Below are 17,365 nucleotides of genomic sequence, written 5' to 3' on the forward strand. Positions count from 1 at the left end.
GGACGGCCACCTTACGATTGGTCCCATGCGAGGTCAGTCGGGGCGGACGCGGGAAGCGGTGTGGGCGTTGGTCGCCACGCTGGTCCTCGTCATCCGCATCCTGGCGACCATCTCCCTCATCCTGTTCGTCATCGGGTGGGCCGTCGTGGCCGTCCGCGATTCGTTCGACAACGCCTTCCTGTGGCCGGCGATCGGCGCCGGTGTCGCGCTGCTGCTGAGCACCTATGTCTACAGCCACCTGCGGGTGCGGCACCCGCGGCACAACGGCTGGATTCCCTAGAAGGCGCGCCTCCCCAGCCGGGCGAGCAGCGCGGTCTGACGGTCGGCGCCGGCCGGGATGTCGACGCGCTCGCAGACCCCTTCGGAGTAGAGGGCGTCCCCGAAACCGTCTGCCGCGGTCTCCATCTCGGCGAGTTGGTCGTCGGTGAAGCGATGGCCGAGGCCGGCTGCGGCGGCGACGTCCCATCGATGGGCGATCATGTCGAAACCGTAGAAGCGGATCAGGGTCTCGCCGATGGTGGTCGGACCGAAGTGGCCGTCGAAGGCGCGGTCGGCGATGGACGGATCGGCGAGACGCGTGGCGACGGCGTCCCGATGGGTGCGCCAGGCCGCCACGGGGTCGTCGAGCGACGGGGCGGGGCCGAGGTCGACGCCGTGTCCGGCGAAGAAGTCCCGCTGGGTGTCGACGACGTGCCCCACGACGTCGCGGGCCGTCCAGCCGTCACACGGCGAGGGGTTGGACCAGGCGTCGGCGGGCACGGTCGCGATGACGTCGCCGAAACCGATGGCATAGGAGTTGTAGTGGTCGCGCAGTGGTGCATTGTCAGTGGTGGTGGTCATGATGACAGTCAAACGCCACTGCAGGGGACGGTGATTGATGAAACCCGACAAGTCGGGATCGATGCGACTCGACGACGTCGAACGCGCACATCTCGTCGACCCCGCGGATGCGAGCCACCGCATCGGTCGGTGGGGGCCGAACCCAGATCTCGGCGAGATGGTCCGTCGGTTCTGGGTGCCGGTCTGGTCGGTATCGCCCGGGGCGGAGGCACCCCAACGGGTGCTGCAGTACCCGGTGTGTCTGCTCGTCATCAGCAACACTTACGCCCGCTTCTACGGGGTGGTCACCGGCCTGTCGGAGACTGTCCTCACCGGTGACGGATGGGCGGTCGGCGTGATGTTCACCCCGGGGGCCGGTGGTCTGCTCGTGGGAGACGTCGCCCGGTGGACCGACCGATCCGACGAACTGTCGGTGGTCTTCGGCGAGCCCGGCGCGAACCTCGCACGGTCGGTACGCGCGGTGATGGAACGTGCACCGGAAGACGAGGACACCCAGCGTGCCGCGACGGACATCGTCGAGAACTGGCTGCGGGGGTATCTCCCGATGGACGAGGACGGTCGCCTGATCAACGCGATCGTCGACTGGGTCGAGAACGATTCGACGGTGGTCGCGGTCGCGCAGATCTGCGAGCGGTTCCACGTCACCGAGCGCAGCCTGCAACGACTCACCCGCCGCCGGCTCGGCCTCACCCCGAAATGGCTCATCCAGCGCCGACGCCTCCAGGAAGCGGCCGAACGCCTTCGCGAACCCGACGAGACCCTGGCCGATCTCGCCGCCGAACTCTCCTACGCCGACGAGGCCCACTTCGTCCGCGACTTCAAGGCCGTCACCGGGATGACCCCTCGGGAGTTCTCCTCGCGGTTCGCTTGACCAGGGCGAGTAGTCTCTACACGCTGGTGAACCCGGATTGTTGCCGGGATCACAGTTTGCCAGGCAGAATCGTCGGCATATGGCGAGTGACGGAGGGCGCATGACTGACGCGGCTGCGGTGGCGACACGCATCCGCCGTGCGTATGAGGAATTCCTCTCCGGTGTCACGCCCCCGACGGACGCGGTCCGCTCCATCGTCCGTGACTCCTGGGCTCGCTCACTGAGCCGAGGCATCGATCCCAGCGACGGCAGTCCGGCCGACGGGTTGCCGACCGGCGAAGCAGTGTCGACGATGACCGCCGACGAGTTCGCCGAGTACCGCGCGACCCACCCGATCACCGCGGTCCGACCCCTGGTCCAGTCACTCATGGTCGACGCGATCGCCGACACCGGAGTCGTCGTCGCGCTGACCGACCAGGTCGGACGGCTGCTGTGGGTCGAGGGGGACTCCGCCGCGCGGGACAAGGCCGGCAACATCAACTTCGTCGAGGGCTCGGTCTGGAGCGAGGAAGCGGTCGGCACCAACGCGCCCGGTCTCGCCCTGGCCGTCGACCGCGGTGTCCAGATCGTCGGTCCCGAACACTTCGCCGGTCCGGTCCAGGAATGGAGTTGCGCCGCGGCGCCGGTGCACGATCCGTTCACCGGGCACGTCATCGGCGTGATCGACGTGACCGGCGGACGCGAGGTCGCGGCCCCGTTCGCGCTCGCGGCGGTCCGGTCGGTGGTCGCCGCGGTGGAGCGGGAACTGCAGTCGAGCGCCGTGGACCTCGCCGACCCGGCGACCTTCCACACGGGTGTCGCGCGGTCGAGCGCCGCCCACCTCACCGTCCTCGGGGACGGTCCGCATCGCTGGCGCCGCACCGCCGACGCGACCAGTGCACGCACCGTGTCGCCGCGGCACGCGGAGATCCTCGTTCTGCTGCAGGCCTTTCCGGAGGGACTCAACACCGAGCAGCTGGCCCTGAAGCTCGCCGAGGAGGGGCTCGATCCGGTGAGCGTGCGCGCCGAGATCTCCCGGCTACGACGCGATCTCGGCGCCGACGTCGTCGCGAGCCGGCCCTACCGCCTCACTCTCGACATCTCCTCCGACATCTCCGACATCCGGTCCCGCATCGAGAGCGGAACCGACCTGGCGTCGGTGGTCGACGACCTCGGCCGCGGTGGATTGCTGGTCGAGTCGACGGCGCCGGGCATCGCGGAGATCTTCGAGGAACTGCGTGAGGACCTCCGGTCACGCCTCATCGCCGGTGGCGACGTCGCCGCGCTGCGCAAGTGGACGTCGTCGGTCCACGGGCGCGACGACCTCGTTGCGTGGCGTCGCCTCGAACACCGTCTGCCGGTCGGGCACCCCGACCGCGCCGTCGTCGGCGGCCGCATCAGGTTGCTCGACAAGCGTTACGGGGTCTGAGGCTTCGACGGAGCTCAGCCGGTGGGGAGTCGCAGCCGGCAACAGGGCTGGTCAGGGCGCATTGCGAACGTTGCAACCCTCGTGCAACGAGCTCACACCTACTGTGTGGAACAGATCACATCGGACGTCCAGGGGTGTCCTACGTGACAGAGTCCAGCGCCCTCGAGAAGAGGCCGACACGCAAGGAGTGACCATGACCGTCTTCGCAAAGCCCGGTGCCGATGGCTCGGTGATGAGCTACGAGTCGCGCTACGACAACTGGATCGGCGGCCAGTGGACCCCGCCGGTGAAGGGCCAGTACTTCGAGAACCCGTCGCCGGTGGACGGCAAGACGTTCTGTGAGGTCGCCCGCTCGACCGCCGAGGACATCGACCTCGCCCTCGACGCCGCCCACAAGGCCGCCCCGGCGTGGGGCAAGACCCCCGTCGCCGAGCGCTCCCTCGCACTGCTCCGCATCGCCGACCGCATGGAGGAGAACCTCGAGAAGCTCGCGGTCGCCGAGACCTGGGACAACGGCAAGGCCGTCCGTGAGACGCTCGCCGCCGACATCCCGCTCGCCATCGATCACTTCCGCTACTTCGCCGGTGCGCTGCGCGCCCAGCAGGGCGGGATCTCGGAGATCGACGAAGACACCGTGGCGTACCACTTCCACGAGCCGCTCGGCGTCGTCGGCCAGATCATCCCGTGGAACTTCCCGATCCTCATGGCCGTCTGGAAGCTCGCCCCGGCTCTCGCCGCCGGCAACGCGGTGGTGCTCAAGCCCGCCGAGCAGACCCCGGCGTCGATCCTCTACCTGGTGAGCCTCATCAGCGACCTGCTGCCCGCCGGTGTTCTCAACGTGGTCAACGGATTCGGCGTCGAGGCCGGCAAGCCCCTCGCTTCGAGCAACCGCATCCGCAAGATCGCCTTCACCGGTGAGACCACCACCGGACGCCTGATCATGCAGTACGCGTCGGAGAACCTGATCCCGGTCACCCTCGAGCTCGGTGGCAAGAGCCCCAACATCTTCTTCAACGACGTCATGGCATCCGACGACGGCTTCCTCGACCGTGCGTTGGAAGGCTTCTCGATGTTCGCGCTCAACCAGGGCGAGGTGTGCACCTGCCCGAGCCGCGCGCTGATCCAGCAGGACATCTACGACGAGTTCATCGCCAAGGCCGTCGACCGCGTCTCGAAGATCAAGCAGGGCAACCCGCTCGACACCGACACCATGATGGGTGCACAGGCATCGAACGACCAGTTCGAGAAGATCTCGTCGTACCTGGCCATCGGTCGCGACGAGGGCGCCCAGGTGCTCACCGGCGGCGAGGTCGCGGATCTCGGTGGCGACCTGTCCGGCGGCTTCTACATCAAGCCGACGGTCTTCCAGGGCAACAACAAGATGCGCATCTTCCAGGAGGAGATCTTCGGCCCGGTCCTCGCGGTCACCACCTTCAAGGACTTCTCCGACGCCATGCACATCGCCAACGACACCCTGTACGGCCTCGGTGCCGGCGTGTGGAGCCGCGACGGTGCGACCGCCTACCGTGCGGGCCGCGAGATCCAGGCCGGTCGTGTGTGGACCAACACCTACCACGACTACCCGGCACACGCTGCCTTCGGCGGCTACAAGCAGTCCGGCATCGGTCGCGAGAACCACCTGATGATGCTCGAGCACTACCAGCAGACCAAGAACCTCCTGGTCGGTTACGCTCAGAACGCGAAGGGCTTCTTCTGAGCCACTCACCAACCCACAGAAGGTGATTGAGAATGACCACCGAACAGATTGCTCCTGATCGGGTGGTCGCCACAGACGCCGCCGTGCAGCTCCTGACCAAGTTGTCGGAGTTGCACGGCGGACTCATGATCCACCAGTCCGGTGGATGCTGTGACGGCTCGGCCCCGATGTGTTATCCGGTGGGGGAGTACCGGGTCGGCCAGCGCGACGTGCTGGTCGGCGAGATCGAACTCCCCGAACCCATTCCGGCAGTGCGGGTCTGGATCAACGGTGACCAGTTCGAGCTGTGGAAGCACACGCAGCTCATCCTCGACGTCGTGAAGGGGCGCGGTGCCGGGTTCAGTCTGGAAGCGCCCGAGGGCGTTCGATTCCTCTCGCGGGCGCGAGCTTTCACCGAGGAGGAGAACCAACTGCTCGCCGCGTCGCCACCCTTGACGGGCGCAACCGCCGGACCCTGACCGGCCAGTCCACAGAATGCGTCGTGAGTATCGGAAACCGATACTCACGACGCATTCTCGGTTTGCCGGGCAGACCATTTCGAGCGCATACGATCGAAGGATGTCGATGCCCGGCGATGCCCCACCACCGCGACCCCGCGTCGCCGTCACCCCCATGCGGCCCCAGCGAACCACCGAACGCGCCGGCCCCATCCGCTGGGTCGTCCTGGGGTGGATCGTCACCGTCGCGCTGACCCTGGTGACGGTCCTGCTGATCGTGGCGTCGCTCGACGACCTCCGCTCGGTCCTGGCCGCCGACCTGATCCGCGAACACCCCGACAGCGGCACCGACGCCGGACGCGCCGTGGACATCTCCCTGCTCATCGGTGCAGGTCTCGCACTCGTGGTCGTGGTGCTGGGCGTGGCGGGAGCGGTGCGTCTGTGGGCCGGTCGTCGCGCAGGGCGCATGATGCTGACGGTCGGTGCCCTGGTCGCGACCGTGGGCGCGGTGGGATTCCGCCTCACCGTCGATCCGTCGACGCCCGGGCTCGCCGACGCCGGCCTGCCCGCGCCGGTGCTGTGGTTGCCGGTGGCCGCGGCGGCGATCGCGCTGATCGCCACCGGAGTCACCTTCACCCGCGCGGTGAGTGCAACCCTGCGCTGAAACCCGTCGTGCCGGCAACTTCCTGTGGCTCGTCCAGTCGTGCGACGATGCCCTCCGCGCTGCGGACGGCCACCTGGCAGGCGGACGCGACGTCCGGTGCGATCAGTGGGTGGTCGGCGAGAGACCGCCAGGTGCGAGCGGCCTCGATCGCCGTCGAACGAACAGTCGGCGCATCGGTCTCGGCGGGGAGACCCAGACGTGTCGCAGGATCGATTCCCGAGCCGCCGATCAGGCGGGAGAGGTCGGCGATCTGATCCGGGGGCAGGTCGAGACCACCGCCGCGGATGGTGGTGAGGACACGCAGTTCGCGGAAACCGTGCACGTCGGCGAGCTCTCGTCGGACCGAGGCCCGTAGCTCCGCCGCCCGCGTCGACGCGCACGCCGCCAGCAGGTGATCGAGGGTGACCAGTGCCGAATGGGATTTGAGTTCGTCGGCACGCTGGGCGAACTGGGTGTCGATGATGGCACTCAACTCCGGCAGACCGCTGCGTTCGAGGAGTTCCGCGGCCAGCGCGGTCGACGACGTCGCGCCGAAACGGACGAGCGTGACCGCCAGTCGGATGCCGAAGACGCCGAACCGCTCGGCGAGTGAGCGTCGGAGGGCGGCGGGGATGTGGGGCAAGATGTCGGGCCGCGCGAAACGATCCACCGTCAGCAACGCCGACTCGAGCTCCGGTCCCGGCGTCGAGGCCAGCTGTGCCAGCGCGCGGAACTCGACCTCGCGCAGCGTGCGGGCCGCCAGGGCGAGCAGCCCCGCGACGGGGACCACCGCCTGGCAGAGTCCGGTCCGCTCGAGTTCACCGGCGAAGCGCCCGGCGATCTGTTGGGCGGAGATCATCGCGTCCATCCGGCCGGCGCCCAGCTCGTCGGCACGCGACACGATGCCGATCACCCCCAGCGGGCCCGACGAACCGCCGATGGCGGTGCCGATGCGTCGCAGCATGGCCGTGTCCGTGGCGGTGAGAGACCGAAGCAGGTAGACGACCGCGTCGACCCCCGATTGACCCCGGTGCTCGTCCGCCCGGGGTGCGAGGAGGCGAATTGTGGAGTCGGACAGTTCCGTCGACAGCGACGCGGTGCCCGGTGTGTCCACGATCGTGGTGGATTGCAGTGCGCGGGAGGGCCATTCGACGTCGAGATGGTCTACGCGATCAGCGGTGAGGTGCCCGAAGTCGAAGCCCAGGCGTCCGTCGACCCGGGTCACCGGGATCGGGACCGCGCGACCGTCGTCGACGTGTGCGGTCACCGACGGCGACCGGCCGCTGCGGTACCAGGTCACGACCCGGGTGCACTCGGTCGCATCGGTCGGGGCGATGTCCTGTCCGACAAGCGCATTGAGCAGGGTCGACTTGCCGGCCTTCAAGGACCCAGCCAGCGCGACCCGCACCGGTTGATACATCCGGTGCTCACAGAGATCGAGTTCGCCCTGCGCACGCGGATCGTCGGCCAGGACGCCACGCGCGGCGTCGAGTAGCAAACGTGCACGATCGATCCCGGCCATCAGCGGGACTGTCCGGCCGCGTGACGACCGACCTTCGCTGGCGCCGGTTCGGTGTGAGCCGGGTCGAGGGGCGCGGGGTCGAGGGAAGCGGGGTCGAAATGATCGGCGGCCTTGCGCAGGGCGGCAACCGCTGCCAGCCGGGACTCGAGCTCGGCGGCCCGCCGGGTCCGTTCGGACTCGGTTGAGGTGGCCGCCGACTGTGCGGCACTGAGGGATTCGGAGATGGAGCGAGCGGTCTGCTCGGCGACCGAGCTGAAGTGGTCGCGCAGCACGCGCTGGATCACCCGCAACCGGTCCCGCGATTCCTTGCCCACCTGGAAGCTGACGTCGTCGGTGAACGCCCGTACCGCCACCTTCGCCTTGGCTCGGCGTTCTAGTATCTTCGCCTGCTTGTCGTCGCGGTATGCCTTGGTGCCCAACAGGAGTCCGGCACCTACCGACACCGGGTTGATCAGGGCCATGCCGACCATCGTCGAGATGAGCCCGAACATCAGCACGCCGCCGTAGGACCCCCGCATGCCGATCAGCAGTTTCTGGGTGACACCGACCTTGCCGCTGTCGAGTTCGGCGAGTTCTGCCACCGAGTCGAGCACACCGGTCAGATCGGCGGCATCGAAGTCGGGGAGGGAAGTCTGGCCGGCGGCCGCGAAATGGTCGGCGACCCGCTCGGCCAGCCAGACCGACCGTTCGTGAGCCCAGACGAAGTTGTCGCCGATGACCGTCGCCGTCTGCTCGGTCAGCCACTCGGCGAGTTGCTCCCAGTCGACGCCCGGATCGCCCTCGTCGATGGCGCGTTCGGCCTCGCGAGTGACCGCGCGGAGCCGATCGCGGAGATCGTGGTCGATGTCGGCGGCGAGGTCGGCGACCCCGTCGGCCAGAGTCTGTTGCCACTGCGCGGATTGGCGGCGCATCGCCTCGGCGTCGGCCTTGGCCTCGTGCAGCGCCCGGACGGCTTTGGTGGCGGTGTCCGGATCGCGGAGCGCTGCCAGCTCGCTGCCGAGGGTGAGGGCGAGATGCTCACTGACCACCCGGAGGTCGGTGGCGACCGCTCCGCGGGTCGCCTGCTGGGCGGTCGCCACCACGTGATCGCGAAGGTACCGGTAGAGGTCGAGGAATCCGGCTTCGGCGTTCAGTTGTTCGTCGCCCAGGCGCAGCGCGTGCGAACGTAGCACCGACGACACCGGAAGCAGGGGAATGTCCATCCCGGCGGCCTGGAGATGCGAGCGATCGGCGTCGGCGACGGCCCGCCAGTGCGGATACAGGTCGGTCTTCGTGAGCAGACAGGCGACGGTCGGGCACAGCCCGATCACCTGCTGGAGGAAGGACATCTCCGGCGCCGTGAACTCCTGGCTGGCGTCCGACAGCACCAGCACTGCGTCGGCGGCCGCCACCATGCCCAGTGTGGCTGCGGCGTAGGGGTGTCCGTGACCACCGACCCCGGGGGTGTCGACGAGGACGAGCCCGTCCGCCAGCAGCGGGCCCGGCGCACCGATCTCCAGCCGCAGCACCTCGCGGCCACCGGCGAGAGGCGAATCGGGGGTGACGGCACCGATCGCCTCCATCGGGACCGGGATGCGACTGTCGGCGGCCGGACCGTCGACGACGAGGTGGGCGGTCGGCTGGGGCGCGTGCGAGATCACGGTCGGCACCGCGGTCGTCTCGTCGTCTCCCACCGAGCACACGTCGAGGTTCAGCAGGGCGTTGACGAAGTGGCTCTTGCCCTGTTTGAGCTGTCCCACCACGACAATTCGCAGGCGAGGGTCGGAGATGCGGGTCCGGGCGCCGTCGAGGCGGGTGACGAGGTCGGTTCGCCCGACCTCGCGGGCCACCTCCGACATGGTGGCCAGCAGATCGCCGATGGTCGACGGTGTTGCCTGGGTGCCGGCCGCAGGGACATGCGCGACCTCGTCCGTTCGTCTGGCGGGCGGGATCTCGGCGGGGGAACTTGTCATGGTGTCCTCACGGTAGTTCTGAGTCGGCGCACGCGGTCGGCATTGGGGAGGGTGTCCGGTGCGCACCGCGGAGACGAGGTCGGCCCCGGCACCGTCCGCGTCCAGTGATCAACTGGCGTCGGGCGATGCCGGGGCGAAGCCGTCGGGTCCGGGGTCAGCCGGCGTCGGGTCCGGCGTCGACGTCTCCGGATGCGGTGGTACCGACACCCGAGTCGGCTCCCAGCCCACCGGTGAGGTCGCCGGTCAAACCACCCGTCAGCCCTCCGGTGAGATCTCCGGTGAGGCCGCTCGTCGTGTCGAGGGCGCCACCGACCGTCGAGTCGAGGGCGCCATGGAGTCCGGCGTCGGTGGAGGTGGTGCCGCCGAGGTCCACATCGCCGCCGCCGACACCGCCGAGGTCGACGCCGCCACCGGCCTCGCCGCCGCCGGTGAGTCCACCGGTCAGGCTGCCGGAGAGGTCACCCGGCAGGTCGGCGCCCAGGTTGCCGATCGCATCGGTCGTCGCGCCGAGGGTGCCGCCCAGGCTCGACCCGACCGCCGCGGTCGCGTCACCGCCGACGGTCGCCGCGCCGCCGGCCGCACCGGAGACGGCGGTCGTCAGGTCGCCGGTGACATCCGCGGGGAGCGAGCTGTCGAGGCCCAGGCCTCCGCCGAGGCCCAGATCGCCGCCGAGAGTCGAACCGAGCCCCGACTCCAGCGTCGTCCCGAGTCCGGCGAGTCCGCCGCCGAGCCCCGTCTCGAGGCCTCCGGTCAGATCACCGACGGCACCGCCGGTGAGGTCGCCGGTCAGGATCGGGCCGCCGACGTTGATGCCGTCCTCCGGCGAGATCACGAGACTCGGGTTGAGCACCGCACCGAGCTCACCCGTCAACGCCCCGTTGAGACCGCCCTGCAGTGTCGACTCCAGGGTCGTGACCAGACCGTTCGTGGCCGCCAGATCGACGTCGAGCGCGTTGCTCAGCGTGCTGGTGAGGGCACCGCCCAGGTCGGCTCCGCCGGCCAGCTGTCCGGCGAGGTCACCGCCGAGGTCGCCGGTCAGCGCGGTACCGAGAACGGCACCGAGTGAGGCGCCGAGGTCGGCTCCCACATCGCCGCCGGCTCCGAGGACGGTCCCCAGCGTGGCGGTGAGGTCGCCGGCTGTCTCGGTGACCAGGCCCAGATCGGCGCCCGCCCCGAGCGCGGCGTCCAGTGCTCCACCGAGTTGGGTGATGAGGGCGCCGTCGACGCCGAGCGCCCCACCGAGGTCACCGGCCAGTAGCTCGCCGACACCGAGACCGGCACCCGCCGCGGCGTCGAGGATGCCGTCGACACCCGCGGTCGCACCGAGTACACCGCCGAGCGCGGCACCTAGTTGTGCAGCGAGGTCGCCGCCGCCGCCGAGCGCGGCCCCCAACTGGGCGGCCAGGTCGGTGGTCAGGCCTGCGTCGAGGAGGCCGGTCAGGTCGGTGCCGAGCACGCCGCCGAGTTCGAGAGCCCCGCCCAGCGCGGCCCCGAGATCGGCACCGGCAGCTGCTCCCAGGACGCCGCTGAGCACGGTGCTCAGCGCGGTGTCCAGACCGACGCCGGCCGACAGCAGCCCGCCGAGTGCGCCACCCAACTCGCCACCCAGACCGCCGACCACGTTCAGCCCGCCTTCGAGGGCGCCCCCGACGGAGCCCTCGAAGACGCTGCCGAGACCGGCGCCCAGTCCTGTCCCGAGACCCAGTCCGGTCTCGAGTGCACCACCGAGCCCGGCAGTCAGATCGGCCGCGAGGCCGCCGTCCAGCGCGCCGGCCAGGGTGCCGCCGAGTGCGGCGCCCAGGGCACCCGCCGCGTCGCCGCCGGCTTCGAGGCCCGCGGCGAGCGCGCCGCCGACGGTCGCGCCCAGGTCGCCACCCGCGGCGAGGACCGCGTCGAGGTCGACCAGACCACCGGCGGCCAGCACCGATTCCAGGGTCGCCGCAAGACCCGCCTGGGCACCCCCGCCCACTCCGAGAGCGGCGGTCAGCGCACCGCCGAGAACCGCGTTCGCACCCGCCGCACCGGTCAGCGCCAGTCCGCCGGCCGCGGCAGCGGTGGAGGTCAGAGCAACGCCCAGAGCGGTGCCGACCGACGCGGCGGCCGAACCGCCCGCCGCCAGGGTCGAGCCAAGGGCACCGGTGAGGGTCGCACCGAGCTCACCGGACAGGTCGGCGACGGCCTGCGCGTCGAGTAGCCCGGACAGCGTCGCGGACAGGTCGCCGGCGACGCCGAGCGTCGAGGTGAGGGCGGCGGTGAGGTCGGCCGAGAGGTCGGCACCGAGGCCGAGCGCGCCGGAGAGGACCGCGGAGATGGCGCCGCCCGCACCGAGTCCGGCGGCGAGCGCGGTGGCGAGATCGGCGCCGAGCGCACCGCCGGCACCGAGGGTGGCGCCGAGCAGTCCGCCGAGGGTCGCGCCGAACTCGCCGGCGAGTTCGCCGCCCGCACCGAGCGCCGACGACAACTGGGCGGCGAGTCCGCCTCCGAGTCCGGCGCCCGCGGCGAGGAGGGCGTCGAGTGATGCCCCGAGCTGACCGATCAGTGCACCTTCGGCGTCGATCGCGCCGGCCAGCGCACCGGCGATCACCGGTCCGGCACCCGCACTCAGTTCGAGGCCGCCGGCGACCACGGTGTCCAGGGCGGCGCCCAGGGTGGCGCCGAACTGTGCGGCCACGGCACCTCCGGCGCCCAGCCCGGCGGACAGGGCCGCGCCGAGGGCGACGGCCAGCTGACCGGCCAGGTCCAGGTCACCGAAGGCGATACCGCCGAGGTCCAGGTCGGCGAGGGAGAGGCCGGACAGGTCGACGCCCCCGAGCCCGATACCGCCGAGGAGTCCGCCGAAGTCGAAGTCGCTCAGGCCGATCCCGCCGAGGTTCACGCCGCCGAAGTTCACGCCACCGAGGCCGATGCCGCCCCCGCCGAGATTGATGTCACCGAGGCCCAGTCCCCCGAGCCCGAATCCGATTCCGCCTCCGACTGCCCCTCCGACTGCCCCGCCGACGGCCCCGCCGACCGAACCGCCGCCGACGAGGGCGCCGAGGCCACCACCGGCAGCGCCGCCGGCGGCCAGTCCGGAGTCGGCGACGAGTGGGGCTGCCGCCGAGATGTGGGCGGGCGTGATCCCGGTGAGCCCGGCGCGGTCGATCGCCGCCTGGGGATTACCGCAATAGCTGTTGAATGCTTCCTCGTCGCGGAGCAGACCGAGGATGAAGTCGAGTACCGCATTGGTCGGCATGGCGTCGTTCCTTCGTCGGAGAGATCGCAGTTCGATCCCGTGTCGAGTTCGACGCTAGGCAGCGGCGCGCTCCGGGGCATCGGGGCAAATCCCTAGTCCTGTCGCGGTCCCGGTGAACAGGGGACCGATCCCGGGGGCGGCACAGGTAGGGGGCGGGGGAGTTTTCCCCTAATCCCGGCCGAAACGCTAACGGTCGGGTAATGGCCCGCGACACACTCAGTGAAGTGCAGCGCCCGCATCGGTCGCGGCACGAACCATGAGACGAACACCCACGCTGCGCGAGTGGCCGGTGATCCGCCATCGACCACCCCCGCGGGTGGGAACAGGAGCTGACCGACATGGGCATCACGATCGGTGTGAAGGTCGGGAGCGCGAACAGCGTCGCGGTCGTGGCCTCGGAACATTCGTGGGAGAACTCGCTCTCGGTCGAGACCGTCGGCCTGGTGGGTTCCGGCGACTTCCTCGACCGTGTCGGCGATCCGGTGCCGGTACTGGACGACCGTGGCCAGAGCCGACCCGCCGCGCAGATCCACGCCGAGGCGGTCGCCGCGCTGCTCACTCGACTCGACCTCACCGACCCCGTCGAACACCTGACCGTCGTGCACCCCGACACGTGGACGTCGCTAGCGGTCGACGAAGCCCACGCTGCCCTCCGCGCACGGGACGACGTGCCGACGGGCGAGATCAGCTGGGTGTCGGAGTCGCGGGCGACACTGGCCGCCGTCGAACACAGCGAAGGTGCCCTCGGTGAGGGTCTGGTGATCGGCTATGACCTCGGCGCTTCCGCGCTGACCGTCACCGTGCTCGCCATCGGTGACGAACCCCGCGTGGTGAGCCGACCGCTCCGGCTCGACTCGGTCAGCGGCAACGAGTTCGACCGGCTCCTGCTGGCACATACGTTGCGGGTCACCGGCGTCGACGCCGAGCCGGCTCCCGGCCGTGCCTCGTCGGTGCTCGACGACCTGACCCGACTCCGCTCCGAGTGCCGGCGCGCCAAGGAAGCCCTCTCGGTCGACACCGACGCGGTCGTCGACGTCCGCGTCGGGGAGACGACCACCGTCGCCCGACTCGTCCGCGATGACGTCGAGGACCTGGTGCGGGGGCCGATCGCCGAGTCGGTGGCGCTGATCCGGGAGGCACTCGCGAGTGCGGGCGTCGACCAGGCGGGAGGTCACCCGGTCCCCGTCACCGCGATCGTTCTCGCCGGTGGGGGCGCGTCCATCCCGCTCGTCACCGAGATGCTGTCGGCAACCCTGCGCGTGCCGGTGCTCCTCGATCCCCAACCCGGATCGGCGTCCGCGGCCGGTGGTGCGCTGCTCGGAATCGCCGCCCTCGGCGCACATGCGTCCGCCGCGCCCGAGCCGACCACCGAGATCCCGGGACAGGCGCTCGCACCGTTGCCGGGGGAACGCCCGATGCGTGAGATCGTGCCGGCGCCCAGCACCACGGTGACCACTCCGGCCCCCCGTTTGTCCCGGCGCCGGCGGGGAATCCTGATCACGGCAGGTGCCGCGGCGTTGGTGCTGGTCTCGGCCACCGGACTGTCGGTGGGGACGGGTCTGGTCGGGTCCACCGGCGAGGCGACGCCGCCTCCCGCCGGTGCGGTGACGACGCCGGTCGACGCAACTCCGGGAAAGCCCGGCCAACCCGCGCCGACCGTGGCCGACGCTGCGACCGGCACCCGTGCCGCCGACGCCGGTACGCGTGCCGCGGGCACCGGCACCGGAACTCCCGCCCGGCGGCAATCGACGGCTCCCGTCCCGGCGGGTACCTCGGCGCCGGGGACCACCAGCGCGCCCCGCGGAGGACAGGCACCCGCGACCGGCGGGCAGGCCCCGCACCGGCGGCCCCGCCTCCCGCGCCGGCGCCGGTGGATACCGTTCCCGCGCCCGTCCCCGATCAGCAACCAAGCCCCGATGTCCCCGAGCAGCCGAGCACCGGGGGCGGTGGCGGGGGCACCTCGGGCGGTGTCCTGCAGGTGCCCGGCAAGATTCTCGACGGCACCGGTCAGGTCCTGTGTGGCGTCACCCGTGTCGTCTGCTGACGCGGGGCGGGTGACCGCGTCGCCCACCCCGACGATCGGTGATCGCCGGGACTCGTTGTCGACGTGGGTCGACGACGTCCTCGACCGTGCGCGCACGGGGCTCCCGATCTGTGCGGTCGTCGTCGGCATCCCGGGAAGCGGACGCAGCGGTCTGCTGGACGTCGTGCACGAGCGGTTGCGCGAACTCGACGTCCCGGTCAGCGTCGGCATGCCGGCCGGAGGTGACACGGCCGGTCCGACGGTGGTGCTGGCCCACGACCTCCACAACTGGCCGGGTGACCTCGTCGCGCGGACGGCGACGATGATCGACGCCGGAACCATCGGACTGATCGCCACAACCGAACCACGGGAAACCGACCCGGCTCTTCGCACGGTGCTCGACGTCGCTCGCCGCTACGGCGCGGTCCTCGAACTCGGCACGATGAACACGGCGGACGTCCTCGTTCATGCGGCTCGGGCCGGTCTCACGCTCACGCCGGCCACCGCGTCGCTGATCCGACGACGCTGTGGCGGTGCACGCAACGTCGTCATCTCTGCGTTGCTCTCCATCCGGGAGGAAGTGGCGGCTGCGGTGCCCGGCGAGAGCGTGGACGAACTGGTGGTCGTCGAGCGTGTGGCACGCGACCGTCACCATCGTCTGCTCCGAGGCCTCGACCCGACGACACTGTCCGTCCTGGCCCTCGCGTCGCTGCGGGCGCCGCTGGACCCGGAGAGCCTCGCCGAGACGCTCGGCGTCCCGTTCGAGGCAGCGGTTGAGGCACTCGACCGGGCGCGGGGGAGCGGTCTGTTGCTCGGAGCGGACGTCTTCGTCTCGGCCGCCGGCGATCCGCTTCGCGCGGTCGTCGGGAACCGGCGACTCGATCAGCTCCGCCGGACGTCGATAGCGGTGCGTCTGCGTGCCAGTGAACTGACCGCCGACGACGCGTTGCACGCTGCGGAATCGGGGATCGAGGATCCCCGTCTGGTCGACACCTTGCTCGCCGGTGCAGCCGATGCCACCGCGGCGCGCGCGGTGGTCCTGCTCCGGGCCGCCGACCGTCTGGAACCGGGCCGTGACGACGTCCGTCTCCTGATGGCCCAGCGCGCCTTGGCCTCCGGTGATGTCGACGGCGCGGGCGAGGTCGCGGACCTCCGGCTGGAGTCGGCTCGTCCCACGGATGACGGGATCGAGCACTGGGTGGGGATTGCGGCTCTCGTCGCGGCCCACCGGGGTCTCGGGTCTCACGCGGCTGACCTCTACCGTTGGCTCGGCCCGGAGAACATTGCGGCCGAATCCCTTTCCGCGGTGACGGCACTGGTGGCGGTCGGCGACCGGACAGGTGCCGCGGCGGTCGCCGCCGCTGATGCGGGGCGCCCGCCGGTGGGTGCTCGAGCGGTACGGTCACGGGCGGTCCGGGGTCTGCTCGCGTCGGTCTCCGACAACCAGACAGACGGTGACGGCGCGGCTGGTGACACGGTCGATCTCGTGGTCCGGGGGCTCACTGCCACCATGCCGAGCCGGTGGGACCCGGCGGTGGCGCGAACCCTGCACGCCGCGACCGCACTGGCGCTGAACAGCGGTGACCTCAACGCGGCCCGCGCGCTTCGGAAAGCTGCGGGTGACTGCGCGGCCGGGGCCCTGCTCGATGCCGAGATCGCGCTGGCCAGTGGAGACCTCGACGCGGTCACTCGCCTGCTGCCGGCCGACGAGCCGGCCGGTGCGGTCGACCGCCTGCGGACGCACGCCGTCCGCCTCGGCCTCGCGCACCGCAACGGCGACACCCCGGCACTCGCTGCACTGTGGCCGGAAGCGCCGGCACTGTCGGCCGCGACCGAGATCGATCTCTATCTCCTGCGACCCCTCGCCGAGTTCTGGCAGGTCGCTGCACGCTTGGACGACACGGCGTCGATCGATCGGCACATCACCGCGGCCGACCGGTTACTCGAAACGCTGGAGAATCCGGTGTCCTGGGCGGCACCGTGGCATTTCGCCGGAGTCCAGGCAGCGGTGAGCGCCCGCGATACCGGGCTCGCAACCGAGCGTCGACGATTGCTCGAGGGAGTCGCCGGGCGCAACGCGAGGACGTCGGGCCTCGTGACGGCCGCCCGCGCGTGGACTGCGCTCACCTTCGAGCCGGCGGGGACCACCGATGACGCCCAGGTGGCGGACGCGGTGGCCGCCCTTCGGTTGCGTGGACTGGATTGGGAAGCAAGCCGTCTGGCGGGGATCGCGGCGTTACGCACCGGCGACCCGGGCACGTCGGCGGGCCTGCTGGAGACGGCCCGGTCGGTCGACGCGGATCGGCGGCGACCCCGACCGGTCGACGGCCTGCTGACCGAGCGCGAGGCCGAGGTCGCACGAGAACTCCTGCAGGGATTCACATACCGCGAGATCGGTGCCCGCCTGTTCATCTCGGCGAAGACCGTGGAGCACCACGTGTCCCGTATTCGACGTCGATTGGATGCCGGGTCGCGCTCGGAATTGATGGCGGCATTACGGGCCGCCGGATACAGTTGATTTCGCGAATTCATACCCACAAAAGAGCGCAATTTTATACCCATGCCAGAACAAAGTGAGGATCGGGCGCTCTGTCCGGGTTGTCGAGAATCGACATTGTTCGATCGGCTATTCACCAATTTCAATCGTGTGATGTGTTCCTCAAAGGGGGTGGTCGCCCTCTTTTTCGTTTGTTACGTTCGCCGAAGTCCGTGAATCGAAA

The 17,365-nt window shown here is 70.4% G+C and carries 11 protein-coding genes; 7 read left to right on the forward strand and 4 right to left on the reverse strand.

Translation table 11 applies throughout. From position 1 onward, the window contains the following. Positions 1–25 precede the first annotated feature (25 nt). Positions 26–280 (forward strand): hypothetical protein, encoded by a 255-nt coding sequence (locus PWF70_RS00785; protein WP_035755758.1) that lies wholly within the window; start codon positions 26–28, stop codon positions 278–280. Here the strand turns inward: PWF70_RS00785 and PWF70_RS00790 are convergent. Further along, positions 277–840, reverse strand: coding sequence for a maleylpyruvate isomerase family mycothiol-dependent enzyme (locus PWF70_RS00790; protein ID WP_035755756.1), 564 nt, complete (start codon positions 838–840; stop codon positions 277–279). The two genes, PWF70_RS00785 and PWF70_RS00790, sit on opposite strands and share 4 nt — an antisense overlap. A gap of 37 nt (positions 841–877) precedes the next feature. On the opposite strand from PWF70_RS00790, the gene PWF70_RS00795 reads away from it, so the two are divergent. The 5 genes from PWF70_RS00795 to PWF70_RS00815 all read left to right on the forward strand — a co-directional run bounded on the left by PWF70_RS00795 (position 878) and on the right by PWF70_RS00815 (position 5,937). Further along, positions 878–1,711 (forward strand): helix-turn-helix domain-containing protein, encoded by an 834-nt coding sequence (locus PWF70_RS00795; protein WP_035755755.1) that lies wholly within the window; start codon positions 878–880, stop codon positions 1,709–1,711. 100 nt (positions 1,712–1,811) lie between these two features. After that, positions 1,812–3,119, forward strand: coding sequence for a GAF domain-containing protein (locus PWF70_RS00800; RefSeq protein ID WP_006360775.1), 1,308 nt, complete (start codon positions 1,812–1,814; stop codon positions 3,117–3,119). 193 nt (positions 3,120–3,312) lie between these two features. Next, complete coding sequence (gene exaC / locus PWF70_RS00805) at positions 3,313–4,836, forward strand: acetaldehyde dehydrogenase ExaC (protein WP_006360774.1); 1,524 nt, start codon at positions 3,313–3,315, stop codon at positions 4,834–4,836. Positions 4,837–4,868: 32 nt separating this feature from the next. Continuing rightward, complete coding sequence (locus tag PWF70_RS00810; protein ID WP_006360773.1) at positions 4,869–5,294, forward strand: DUF779 domain-containing protein; 426 nt, start codon at positions 4,869–4,871, stop codon at positions 5,292–5,294. Between the two features lie 100 nt (positions 5,295–5,394). After that, a complete protein-coding gene (locus PWF70_RS00815) occupies positions 5,395–5,937 on the forward strand; it encodes a hypothetical protein (protein ID WP_035755753.1) in 543 nt (180 codons plus the stop codon). On the opposite strand, the gene PWF70_RS00820 is transcribed toward PWF70_RS00815, so the two are convergent. The 3 genes from PWF70_RS00820 to PWF70_RS00830 all read right to left on the reverse strand — a co-directional run bounded on the left by PWF70_RS00820 (position 5,906) and on the right by PWF70_RS00830 (position 12,622). Then, positions 5,906–7,438, reverse strand: a complete 1,533-nt coding sequence (locus PWF70_RS00820; protein ID WP_286352809.1) for a dynamin family protein — start codon at positions 7,436–7,438, stop codon at positions 5,906–5,908. The two genes, PWF70_RS00815 and PWF70_RS00820, sit on opposite strands and share 32 nt — an antisense overlap. Beyond that, positions 7,438–9,390, reverse strand: coding sequence for a dynamin family protein (locus tag PWF70_RS00825; protein WP_035755749.1), 1,953 nt, complete (start codon positions 9,388–9,390; stop codon positions 7,438–7,440). Before PWF70_RS00825 ends, PWF70_RS00820 begins: the two co-directional genes overlap by 1 nt. Before the next feature lie 154 nt (positions 9,391–9,544). After that, the gene (locus PWF70_RS00830) at positions 9,545–12,622 is read right to left on the reverse strand and encodes an IniB N-terminal domain-containing protein (protein ID WP_035755747.1); all 3,078 of its coding nucleotides are present in this window, start codon (positions 12,620–12,622) and stop codon (positions 9,545–9,547) included. Between the two features lie 338 nt (positions 12,623–12,960). On the opposite strand from PWF70_RS00830, the gene PWF70_RS00835 reads away from it, so the two are divergent. Next, on the forward strand, positions 12,961–17,163 hold the full coding sequence (locus PWF70_RS00835) for a LuxR C-terminal-related transcriptional regulator (RefSeq protein ID WP_286352810.1): 4,203 nt from the start codon (positions 12,961–12,963) through the stop codon (positions 17,161–17,163). The last annotated feature ends 202 nt before the right edge of the window (positions 17,164–17,365 follow it).

The sequence above is a fragment of the Gordonia sp. Swx-4 genome, from assembly GCF_030316175.1.
Classification (GTDB): Bacteria; Actinomycetota; Actinomycetes; order Mycobacteriales; family Mycobacteriaceae; genus Gordonia; species Gordonia alkanivorans.

Excerpts from the sequence above, each read along its gene's own strand:
- PWF70_RS00785 (WP_035755758.1), top strand. The coding sequence starts at position 26 with ATGCGAGGTCAGTCGGGGCGGACGCGGGAAGCGGTGTGGGCGTTGGTC.
- PWF70_RS00790 (WP_035755756.1), bottom strand. The coding sequence starts at position 840 with ATGACCACCACCACTGACAATGCACCACTGCGCGACCACTACAACTCC.
- PWF70_RS00795 (WP_035755755.1), top strand. The coding sequence starts at position 878 with ATGAAACCCGACAAGTCGGGATCGATGCGACTCGACGACGTCGAACGC.
- PWF70_RS00800 (WP_006360775.1), top strand. The coding sequence starts at position 1,812 with ATGACTGACGCGGCTGCGGTGGCGACACGCATCCGCCGTGCGTATGAG.
- exaC (WP_006360774.1), top strand. The coding sequence starts at position 3,313 with ATGACCGTCTTCGCAAAGCCCGGTGCCGATGGCTCGGTGATGAGCTAC.
- PWF70_RS00810 (WP_006360773.1), top strand. The coding sequence starts at position 4,869 with ATGACCACCGAACAGATTGCTCCTGATCGGGTGGTCGCCACAGACGCC.
- PWF70_RS00815 (WP_035755753.1), top strand. The coding sequence starts at position 5,395 with ATGTCGATGCCCGGCGATGCCCCACCACCGCGACCCCGCGTCGCCGTC.
- PWF70_RS00820 (WP_286352809.1), bottom strand. The coding sequence starts at position 7,438 with ATGGCCGGGATCGATCGTGCACGTTTGCTACTCGACGCCGCGCGTGGC.
- PWF70_RS00825 (WP_035755749.1), bottom strand. The coding sequence starts at position 9,390 with ATGACAAGTTCCCCCGCCGAGATCCCGCCCGCCAGACGAACGGACGAG.
- PWF70_RS00830 (WP_035755747.1), bottom strand. The coding sequence starts at position 12,622 with ATGCCGACCAATGCGGTACTCGACTTCATCCTCGGTCTGCTCCGCGAC.
- PWF70_RS00835 (WP_286352810.1), top strand. The coding sequence starts at position 12,961 with ATGGGCATCACGATCGGTGTGAAGGTCGGGAGCGCGAACAGCGTCGCG.